We start from the raw sequence: 9,131 nt of genomic DNA on the forward strand, positions 1-9,131 counted from the left end.
CGCCCACCCCCCCCGGGCCGCCGCGGGGCGCCCGCGGGCCCCCCCGCGGCGGGGGGGGGGGCGGCTCGATGCCGCCGCGACCCGGCCACCCGCCCCGGGGGCCGGACCGGTCCCGGGCGCTCACCCGGGACCGGCGGGACGGCTCAGAGGACGGCGCGGTCGCGCAGGTAGGCGAGCAGGTGGGTGGCGGCGGCGCTGTCCGTGATGGCGGGCACCCGGCGCACGTCCAGCGCGCCGACCCTCTGTCCGCGCTGCAGCATCGGGAAGGGGCGGCCGACCGGCGGGATCACCAGCGCCCACAGCCCCCGGGCGCTGTCGACGCGGACCACGGCGGCGGTCACGTCGGCGTCCCACGCGGCGGCGACGCGCTCGCTGTCGACGCCGAGGCGGACCAGGTGGCGGCTGATGGCGCGGGCCTGGAGGAGGTCGGCGAGCTGGACGGCGGTGGCGGTGGTCGGGGCGAGCTGGCAGCAACCGGTGTCGGCGACGGTGGCGGGCGTGGTGCGGGTCTTCTGCACGGCTGGTCGTCCTTCGGGGTGTTGGTGGGTGCTGGGCCCGGCGGGGGCGGGTTGCCCTCCGCTCCCGCCGGGCTGCGGGGCTGGCGGCCGGTCAGCCGGACCGGCGGACGGCGGCGAACGCGGCGACGTGCTCGGGGACGGGGAAGGGGCGGGCCACGCTGTCCCGGGCGGCGATGACGGTCCACGTCCCGTCCGGCCCGGCGGACATGGCGGTGATGGTCCCGGCGTTCAGCAGCTCGGCCAGGTCGAGCCCGGCGGCGACGTCGGCGGACAGCTGGTAGGTGGTGGGGTTCAACGCGGTCTCCCTGTTGGTGGGGTGGGGCCCCGGGGCCGGGCGGCCCCGGGGGGGGGGGCGGGGGGGGGGTTGCCCTCCCCCGCCCGGCGGCCGTCAGGCCTGGGGGGTGTACGGCTTGCCGTCCAGCACGGCCTGCTCGATCGCCACCGGCGTGTAGCCGAGCGAGACGAGCAGCCGAAGGTGCTCGCGGGTCTTGGTGCGGCGGCTCCCGCCGTCCTCGCGCCAGGCCTCGCGGGTGGCGTCCATCTCCCCGCACGCGGCGAGCTTGGCGTACCCGAGGGCGACCAGCCGGGCCGCGCTCGCCCGCTCGGTCAGCTTCACGAACGTCTCGTCCGTGAACGTGCTGCCGGTGAGGCCGAGCAGCTCGCCGAGGGTCGGCAGCGTGCGGTGGTCGGCGAACCGGCTGGTGACGCTCCCGAAGCTGCTCAGCAGCGCCAGCACGGTGGCCTTCTGCAGCGCGGCGGTCTCGGCGGCGGTGTACTTGCGGCCCTTCGCGAACAGCGCCCGGAGCCACTCGCGACGGGCGTCGGTGGCGGCCTCCCAGTCGAGGTTTCCGGCCTTGTTCGCGGCCTTCTCGGCGGGGGTCTTGCGCACCGCACCCTCGTTGGGGTGGATGATCCGGTGCTTGTACAGCCCCGGGTTGACGCAGACCTGGGAGTACTTGCCGTTCGTGCCGTAGCGCACCCACACGGCGCCACGGCAGTTGGCCGCGTGCCACGCGTCCGTGAACCCCTTGCCGTGCTCGTCGCGCAGGCTGTACAGGGAGGACGCCCTCTCGGACAGCTCGTCGGCCTCCCGGATGCGGGCCCCGGCGGCCTGCAGCTCGGCCAGGTGCGCGGCGGCCTCCTGGTCGGCCTCCCGCCTGAGCTTCATGTTCCGGATGACGTAGGTGAGGTTCTCGCCCTTCGTGGCGGCCTCGGCGAGCTTGGCCAGGGTGGCCTCCTCGTCGTCCAGCCCTGCCAACTCCTCGACCTGGTCGAGCGTCAGGGCGACGGCTGGCACCGCCTCGCGCAGCTTGCGGACGCTGGCGGCCCCACCCGCCTTGACGACGGCCTTGACGGCCTTCTGGGTCCGCCCCGAGGCGGCGGCGATCTGGGCGGTGCTCGCGCCGAACTCGGCGGCGTCGAACAGCCCGGCGATCTGCTCGGCCTCGGTGAGCGGCGCGCGGTGGACGGCGGTGGTCAGCATGTCCAGCCGCTGCTGGGCCTCGGCGCGCTCCTTGCGCTCCACCGGCACGTGGGTGCGCTTGGCCTGGATCGCACCGGCGAGCCGACGGTGACCGTCGATCACCAGCAGCCCGGGGGTGACGATCAGCGGCACCTGGACGCCCTCCGCCCGGATGCTCGCCACGAACTCTTTGGTGAGCCGCAGGCCCTTGCGCAGGTTGCCCTTGTGCGGGACCAGGGCGCTGACCCTGACCAGCGGGAGCGGGGAGTAGGGGACGCTCTCCAGCCCGGCGGCCCGGGCGGCGGCGATCCGGCGGAAGCCGTCGATCACCTGGGGCGTGCCGTCGGACAGCGCCACGATGTGCAGCGGGTCCTCGACGCCGTTCTCGGCGATGGAGGCGGTCAGCTCCGGGTCGGCCTCGGTCGGTCGCGCGTTGCCCGGGTGGGCGAGCAGTGCGGCAATCGACGCCTGGGGCCACTGGTCGGCCGGGTGCTCCCCGGACTCGGCGGCGGCCTCGGGCGCGGTCTTCACGGTGGTGGTCAAGGTCTTGTTCCTTCGCATTGGTGGGTTCCGGCTGGTTGGCCGGGGCCTCGTGGCGGGGGTTGCCCTCCCCGCCTTGATGAGACAATTAAACCAGACTTTGGGGGCCTGTGTCCAATCCAAAACCGCCCCCGACCTGCACTTTCACCCGAAAGGCCGAGCCCGGACCCCTCCCCCAGCCAGCCGTTCTGACGCCCCGCCACCGCCCGGCCCGCACCCGCCGAACCCGACCTCGACCACCCACCCACCGACCGCGACGCCCGCCACCCCACGGCCACCACCCACCGCCGACCACCCTTCGCGCCCGCCTTCGCCACCACCAACTCACCGGCCCCCAACGGCGCCCCGCCACCGAACCGAGTCCCGCGGGGCGGGGGTCCGGAGGAGCCCCGCGGGAGGCCACGCGCGCGGCGAAGCCTCCCAAGTCAGGCCACGGCGCGGGAACGCCCCCCGCACCCGACCGCCGGAGCCACACAGCGCGGTCGCGCGTCCAGGCGCGCCCACTGCCGGATCGGCCGAAGGCCGATGCCGGAAGGCCACCCACCGCAGCCGGCCTCCCCGCGGAACCCCCACCGGCAGCAGCAGGCGACGAGCCGAGCCCGGGCCCGGGCGGGCGCCAGCGTTCCGCTGACGACCTGGCGCGCTCGCGGGCCGGTACTCCGAGGCCCCTGCCCGCTGACCTGCGGGCGCGTCTGCCCGCCGGCAGACGCGCCGAGGCCCCCGCCGTGCGGCGGGGGCCTCGCGTTGATGGACGCTCAGCGCCGGGGACCCCGCCGAGCGGGGGGCAGGGCAGGATCGCAGATGTCGGTGTGGCCGTCGATCCAGGAGTCGACGGTGTCGGCGGTGACGGTCTCGGGGGCCCGGCTCGCGCAGAGCGCACAGCCGTAGCCTCCGGCGGTGCGGATGTAGTAGCCGGGGCCGCCGTCGGACAGCGCGAGAGCACGGCGGAGGAAGTCCTGGGCGGTGGCGAGGCATTCGCGGCCGGTCTCGGTGTCGGCGCCGACCCACATGGCGCTGTTGAGGACGGCGCCGGCCTGGCCGGCCAGACGGCGCTGGCGGTCGGGCAGGTCCGGGTGCTGGAAGCCGAGCCGGGCCTGGAGGTCCACCAGGGTGGCGGGGTCCGCGGCGCCGATGCCGAGGTCGCGGCAGGCCTCGGCGATGGCCCGTGCTGCGGTGGCGGTGCTGCTGTCGCTGGTGGCGCTGGTGCTCAATTCGTCTCCCGGGATTAGGTGTTGGGGGCGTACCGGCTGCCCGTGTGGTCAACGACGAGGGGTGGCTCGCGGGACGGGCCCGGTCCGCCGAGGCTCAGGCGGTGGTCGGGGCGACGTCGGGGTACTCGCCGGTCTCGTCGGGGAACGCGATGCCGAGGGTGAGCCGGTGCTCGACCAGGCCTTCGCGGGGGCCGGGAGAGCGGGTGATGGTGAGGGAGTGCACCGTGGCGTGGGGGGCGTTGCGGCACCAGTGGGCGGCGGCCAGCAGCGCGTCGGCGGGGGTTCGCCCGGTGACCACGATCGCGGCGGAGGCGGTCACGGTGATGTCCGATTCGGCTTGGTCGGGCATTCCGCGGAGTGCGGCGGCGGCGCGGCGGAGGTCGGCGCCGAGGTCTCGCTGGATGCCCTGCGCGCTGGCCCGGATCGGGGTGACGGGCAGGGCCCGGCGGGACACCGCGGGGAGGTTGTGGCTGGTCACGTGGCTACTCCTGTCCGAGGGCCTGCGGGGCGGTGCAGTTCTGGCAGAGGGTGGAGCGGGGGCCGGCGTGCTGGTGGGGCAGCGGGATGCCTCGGGGCTGCTGGACGGCGGCGGGCGTGCCGGGCGGGCGTGCCGCCGATCGGGTCCGGTGGTGGCGCCATCGTCGGACGGCCATGCGGAGGGGGTCGTACAGCCGGCGCGCGACGGGGTTGCGGCTGGCGGGCAGCCGGGTCGCGTGGATCCACGACCAGGAGGCCGGGTCTGTGGTCACCGGGGCAGGGTGACCACGCGGTCGGCCGTCCAGTCGGCGGGCGTCAGCAGCGCACCCGAACGCGTCGCCGCGGGCAGGTCGAGGCGGCACGTCAGATCGGTGGGAGCGGGGCAGCGGAGTGTCCACCGCTGGATGTGGCCGGCGACGTCCTGGGCGAGGGCCATGGTCGCGGGTCCGGTGTCGGTGAGCCACAGCCCGCGGGGCGTGACGTGCACGGCGCCGGATTCGGCGACCACGGTGGGAACGGGACCCCAGCCGGTACCGGGCACCGTGGCGCCGGTCGTCCGGGCCTCCCGGGTCGCGAGCCACAGCCACATGCTGGTCAGCTCGGTGGCGCTGAGCCGGGAGGGCATGAGGCTGGCCCACTGGGCGGCGGCGCGCGGGTCGTCGGCTCCGGCGGGAACAGCGGGCTCGGGGCGGCGGCCGAGGGCGCCGTCGGCGGACAGCGGCCGGATGCCCGGGTCCACGCCGAGGACCTGCCCGTACCACGTCCGGTCGTAGCGATCGGCGCCGACGACGAGCCAGGGGTGCAGGCCTCCGAGGGCGACGGGTGCCACGATCACGCCGCGGGCGCTGAGCTGGGTGAACCAGCGGGGGGAGAGGGCGGTGATCCCGGCGGTGACCACGATGACGTCGTAGGGGCCCGTCTCGGGACGCCCGGCCGTAAGGTCGCCGACCTGGGCGTCCACGACCCCGCCTGTCCGGCCGCGAGGACCGAGTGCGGCCCGAACGGCTTCGACGCAGGCGTGGGTCTCGTGCACGCTGGCGACCTGCTGATCGGTCCGTTCGGCCAGGGCGACGGCGAGGCGTCCGGGGCCGATGGCGAGCGCGCGGTCTCCGCGCCGGACGAGGTGGCCCAGTTCGGGGGGCAGGACGGGGGCGTCGGAGGCGGTGACACCGGGGTCGGCGGTGGGGTGGGGGGTCATCGGACAGGGGCCTTCCTGTGCTGCTCGGCCGCGCCGGAGGGCACTGCCGCGAGGGTGAGGATGTGTCCGTTCCTGAGCGTCCAACTGCGCCTGTAGGAACGGATGTTGGCGAGGCACGCGACGGCCGCGTGCAGCTCCGCGCGGCTGACGACCCACAGGCCGGCGCGCGTCCGGCTGAGGGGCGTCATGAAGGAGGTGTAGGTGACGACCGTGCGGCACATCAGCTGCACGGCCTGAACGGGGTCGGCCACGGGCGGGAAGTCGGTGCGCCCGCGCTCGCGCCCGGATGTGTCCGTGCGCGTCACCCGCAGCACAATCCCGCCGGGGACGGCGAGCGGCGGGCAGAGCTGTACGGCGGCGTGCGGGGGCATCGGTCCCACCTCCGAAGGGGAGACGGCGCGGGCCTGCCGCCGCGGCGCACGGAAGGGTGGTCGTGCGCACGGGCGGCAGGCCCACCGGGGGGGTGGCTGCGCTGTCCAGCCGACACCCAGTCAACGGCGGATCCGGCGGGGCGGTAAGGACACAAGGGCCGGTCCCCGCCCGCCCGCACCAGGAAGTTTTGACCGCCGCTTTACCCACGGCCCTGCGCTCTCCGTAGGCGCGGAGCTACGTTGAGCCAGTGGCAGTGAATGAGGAACTCTGGGCGGCGATGCGCGAACTCGGCCTGACCAAGGCCGGGTTGGCCGACGCGGTCAACCGCGAGACGGAGAGGCTGACCGGCCGGTTCGGGCGTACCAGCGAGCGGACCGTCACCGGCTGGACGAGCGGCCGGACCGGGTGGCCGAACACGGTGCAGCGGGTCTGTATCGAGACAGTATTCGACTGTCCGTCCGAGCAACTCGGCTTCACCCCGCGGGGCAAAGGCCCCCAGCACCACCCGGAGCAGCCCGTGAGACGCCGCACGTTCCTCTCCACCACCGCCGCCGCGGCCGCGGTGGTCACCGCTCCGGGCCTGGCCGGGCGCCGGCGGGTCGGCATGTCGGACGTGGACGCCCTGCGGGCCCGGCTCGACGGCCTGACCGCCCTGGACGACCAGGTGGGCGGGCACGCGGCGCTGGAGCGGGCCGCGCTCGACGGCGCCGGGGACGCCGCGGTGATGCAGCAGCGGCCGGCCAGCGAGCGCGTGCGCCGGGCCCTGGCCACGGTGGAGGGCGCCTACCTGACGACGGCGGCCTGGTCGTGCGTGGACGCGCGCGAGTTCGAGCGCGCCCAGCGCCACCTGGACCGCGCACTGACGCTGGCCGGCCTCGCCCGCGACACCGCCCTCCAGCTGAGGGTGTGGAACTCCACCGCGCTGATGGCCTACCAGCAGCAGCACTACCCGCTGGCGCTGGCCGCCGCGCAGGCCGCGCAGGCCTGCGGGATCACCCGCCGCGACCCGCTGTACGCCTCGCTCGCCCACGCCCGGGCCGCTGTCGGCCACGCGGGAGCGGGCGAGCGGCAGGCCGCGCTGCGCTCGCTCGGGCACGCCGGTGACGCGCTTCACCGCGCCGACCTGACCCTCCCCCGGCCGGCCTGGCTGGCCTTCTACGGCGCGGCGGAGCTGGACGGCCTGGCCTCCATCGTCCATGACCACCTGGACGAGCCCGAGGACGCAGAGGGGGCCTGCCACCGCTCCCTGGCCCGGCTGCCCGGGCAGTACCGGCGCAACCGGGCGATGGTCACCACCCGACTGGCACTCGCCCAGCTGCGCCAGGACGAGGTCGAGCAGGCGTGCGCGACCGCCGTCCGGGCCCGGGAGCTGATGGCGGGCGCACCGTTGCCCGGGCGCCTGCGCTCCATGCAGGGTGACTTCCACCGGGGCCTGCTCACCGCCGCCCCCGACTCCGCCGCCGCCCGGCAGTGGGGCGAACGCATCCGTGCCGAGAGGACCCCCACCCCGTGACGATAGAGCTCCGCCGCTACCAGCACGACGGCCTGCCCGAAGGCTTCCGACAGCTGATGCTCGACGTGCACGACGACGCCTACGCCGACCGCCGCCACGAACCCTTCGTGCAACGCTGGTCCTGGTTCCTGGACCGCTGGTCCAGCAAGCCCGGGTTCGTCTGCGTGGTCGCCTTCGACGGCGCCGAGCCGGTCGGCTTCACCTACGGCGCTCCGATGGCCGACGGCGCGGAGTGGTGGCGGCCGTTCGTGGAGCCGGCGCCCGCGCGCACCGCGACGTTCGCCGTCTCCGAGCTGATGCTGCGCCCGCGCTGGCGCGGGCAGGGCGTCTCCCAGCAGCTGCACGAGGCCTTGCTGGACGGCCGGCCCGAGGCGCTGGCGGTGCTGTCCGTGGACACCGCCCGCCCCAAGGTCCAGGCGCTCTACGAGTCCTGGTCCTACCGCAAGGTCGGCGAGGAACAGCCCTTCGAGGACTCCCCGCTGTACGCCATCATGCTGCGTGACCTCGGCACGGAGACCGAGCGCAGCTAGCCTCCGCCGCCGAAGGAGGCGCCCGCAGGGGGGAAGACGTCCGCCACATCAGAACGGGCAGCTCGGGCGGGGCCGGCCACGGCCCCGCCCGAGCCGACCGGCCGCGGACACGTGCCCACCGGGCGCCTGCCAGGTCAGCGCGCGTACGCCTGCTGGCACAGGGCGACCACGTTGTCCGGCAGGTGGCCGTACTCGCGGGCGGCGGCGCACGGGTCGGCCGGCCGCGGCGGCTTCGCCGCCGGTGCCTGCTGCGGCGGTTGGCCGGGTGCGGGCGGTCCGGCCGGGGAGACCGGCCGGGCCGGGCGGGGCCGGTGCGAGGGTCGAGCAGCTGGCGGTGCGTCGGCCTCGGCGGGGTCCTGGTCGTCGGGCTGTTCGGTCGGGGGCTCGGCGGTCGGCGAAGCGGTCAGCACCGGGACCGGCATCGGCATCGGCGTGGGGGTGGGGGTGGGGGTGGGGACCGGGGCGTGCTGCAGGGCCTGGCCGACCGCCGAGGCGGTGAGCTCCACCGCCGGGCCGGCGGTGCGCTCGGCGCCGGACTCGGCGACCAGGCCGACCGCGGCGGCGACCACCGCGGTGGCGGCCACCAGCAGCACCAGGGTGCCGCGGCGCACCGCGCGGTTGGTGGCGGCCGGGGCAGCCCGCCGCACGGCGGCCCCGGCCGCCGTTCGGCCGAGCTGCAGCACCTGGTCGGCCAGGCCCGGCGCCGACGGCCGCACCGGGTCGGCGGCGAGCCGCTCGCAGGCCTGCGCGTTCAAGGTCGCCGGCCAGCAGCGCGGCGAGTCGGCGCGGGCCCACCCGGCGGCGGCCTGCTGGTAGAGCTGGGAGGCCTCGGCCCAGCGCCCGGCCAGGTGGGCCAGGTACGCGCGGGCCTCGGCCGCCTGCAGCACCTCCGGGTGCTCGGCGCCGCGCGCGGCCGCCAGCTCGTGCTGGAGCTCCTGGGCGAGCTGCTCGGCGACGGCGAGGCGTCCGCGCCGGGCGGCGGCACGGATCGGACGCATCGCGGGCGCCAGTGCCCGCTCCGACGCCCCGGGCTCCATGCCGGGCGGCGGCGCGACGGCCGAGCCGACGGCGGGCCTTCGACGGATCACGCGGTTCCTCCCCTTCGCTCGGCTCAACGATGACTGGGGCCGGACGAAACGGCGGGAGGCGCTCCGGCCAGGGGGATGCGCAGACGCCAGCGCGCCGGCCTGCGGAGATCTACGCCGGGCGGGGCGGGGGGGGGGGGCGGGGCCGGGCCCGGCGATGCGCGCGCGGCACGCGCCCCCGACCCACACCACCGCCCCACCCCGCGGGAAGGGGGGCGCCGCCCG

The 9,131-nt window shown here is 76.3% G+C and carries 11 protein-coding genes; 2 read left to right on the forward strand and 9 right to left on the reverse strand.

Features of this window, described 5'->3' with window-relative positions; all coding sequences use genetic code 11:
• Nucleotides 1–143: 143 nt before the first annotated feature.
• The 8 genes from ACFXOZ_RS41175 to ACFXOZ_RS41210 form a co-directional block, all read right to left on the reverse strand.
• On the reverse strand, nucleotides 144–518 hold the full coding sequence (locus tag ACFXOZ_RS41175) for a hypothetical protein (RefSeq protein WP_380595169.1): 375 nt from the start codon (nucleotides 516–518) through the stop codon (nucleotides 144–146).
• A 91-nt stretch (nucleotides 519–609) separates the two neighbouring features.
• Nucleotides 610–813, reverse strand: coding sequence for a hypothetical protein (locus ACFXOZ_RS41180; protein ID WP_380595171.1), 204 nt, complete (start codon nucleotides 811–813; stop codon nucleotides 610–612).
• 93 nt (nucleotides 814–906) lie between these two features.
• Nucleotides 907–2,523, reverse strand: coding sequence for a ParB/RepB/Spo0J family partition protein (locus ACFXOZ_RS41185; RefSeq protein ID WP_380595173.1), 1,617 nt, complete (start codon nucleotides 2,521–2,523; stop codon nucleotides 907–909).
• A 752-nt stretch (nucleotides 2,524–3,275) separates the two neighbouring features.
• Nucleotides 3,276–3,731, reverse strand: a complete 456-nt coding sequence (locus ACFXOZ_RS41190; protein ID WP_380595175.1) for a hypothetical protein — start codon at nucleotides 3,729–3,731, stop codon at nucleotides 3,276–3,278.
• A gap of 94 nt (nucleotides 3,732–3,825) precedes the next feature.
• Nucleotides 3,826–4,209, reverse strand: coding sequence for a hypothetical protein (locus tag ACFXOZ_RS41195; RefSeq protein WP_380595177.1), 384 nt, complete (start codon nucleotides 4,207–4,209; stop codon nucleotides 3,826–3,828).
• Between the two features lie 4 nt (nucleotides 4,210–4,213).
• On the reverse strand, nucleotides 4,214–4,480 hold the full coding sequence (locus ACFXOZ_RS41200) for a hypothetical protein (protein ID WP_380595179.1): 267 nt from the start codon (nucleotides 4,478–4,480) through the stop codon (nucleotides 4,214–4,216).
• The gene (locus ACFXOZ_RS41205; protein WP_380595180.1) at nucleotides 4,477–5,406 is read right to left on the reverse strand and encodes a hypothetical protein; all 930 of its coding nucleotides are present in this window, start codon (nucleotides 5,404–5,406) and stop codon (nucleotides 4,477–4,479) included. The genes ACFXOZ_RS41200 and ACFXOZ_RS41205 overlap by 4 nt, the downstream gene beginning before the upstream one ends.
• Nucleotides 5,403–5,777: a hypothetical protein gene (locus ACFXOZ_RS41210; RefSeq protein WP_380595182.1), complete on the reverse strand. Its 375-nt coding sequence runs from the start codon at nucleotides 5,775–5,777 to the stop codon at nucleotides 5,403–5,405. The genes ACFXOZ_RS41205 and ACFXOZ_RS41210 overlap by 4 nt, the downstream gene beginning before the upstream one ends.
• A 248-nt stretch (nucleotides 5,778–6,025) precedes the next feature.
• On the opposite strand from ACFXOZ_RS41210, the gene ACFXOZ_RS41215 reads away from it, so the two are divergent.
• Complete coding sequence (locus ACFXOZ_RS41215; protein ID WP_380595184.1) at nucleotides 6,026–7,291, forward strand: XRE family transcriptional regulator; 1,266 nt, start codon at nucleotides 6,026–6,028, stop codon at nucleotides 7,289–7,291.
• On the forward strand, nucleotides 7,288–7,821 hold the full coding sequence (locus tag ACFXOZ_RS41220) for a GNAT family N-acetyltransferase (RefSeq protein WP_380595186.1): 534 nt from the start codon (nucleotides 7,288–7,290) through the stop codon (nucleotides 7,819–7,821). Before ACFXOZ_RS41215 ends, ACFXOZ_RS41220 begins: the two co-directional genes overlap by 4 nt.
• 134 nt (nucleotides 7,822–7,955) lie before the next feature.
• Here ACFXOZ_RS41220 and ACFXOZ_RS41225 read toward each other — a convergent pair whose 3' ends face one another.
• Nucleotides 7,956–8,909: a hypothetical protein gene (locus ACFXOZ_RS41225; RefSeq protein WP_380595188.1), complete on the reverse strand. Its 954-nt coding sequence runs from the start codon at nucleotides 8,907–8,909 to the stop codon at nucleotides 7,956–7,958.
• Nucleotides 8,910–9,131: the final 222 nt, after the last annotated feature.

Source organism: Kitasatospora sp. NPDC059160 (genome assembly GCF_042755465.1).
GTDB lineage: Bacteria > Actinomycetota > Actinomycetes > Streptomycetales > Streptomycetaceae > Kitasatospora.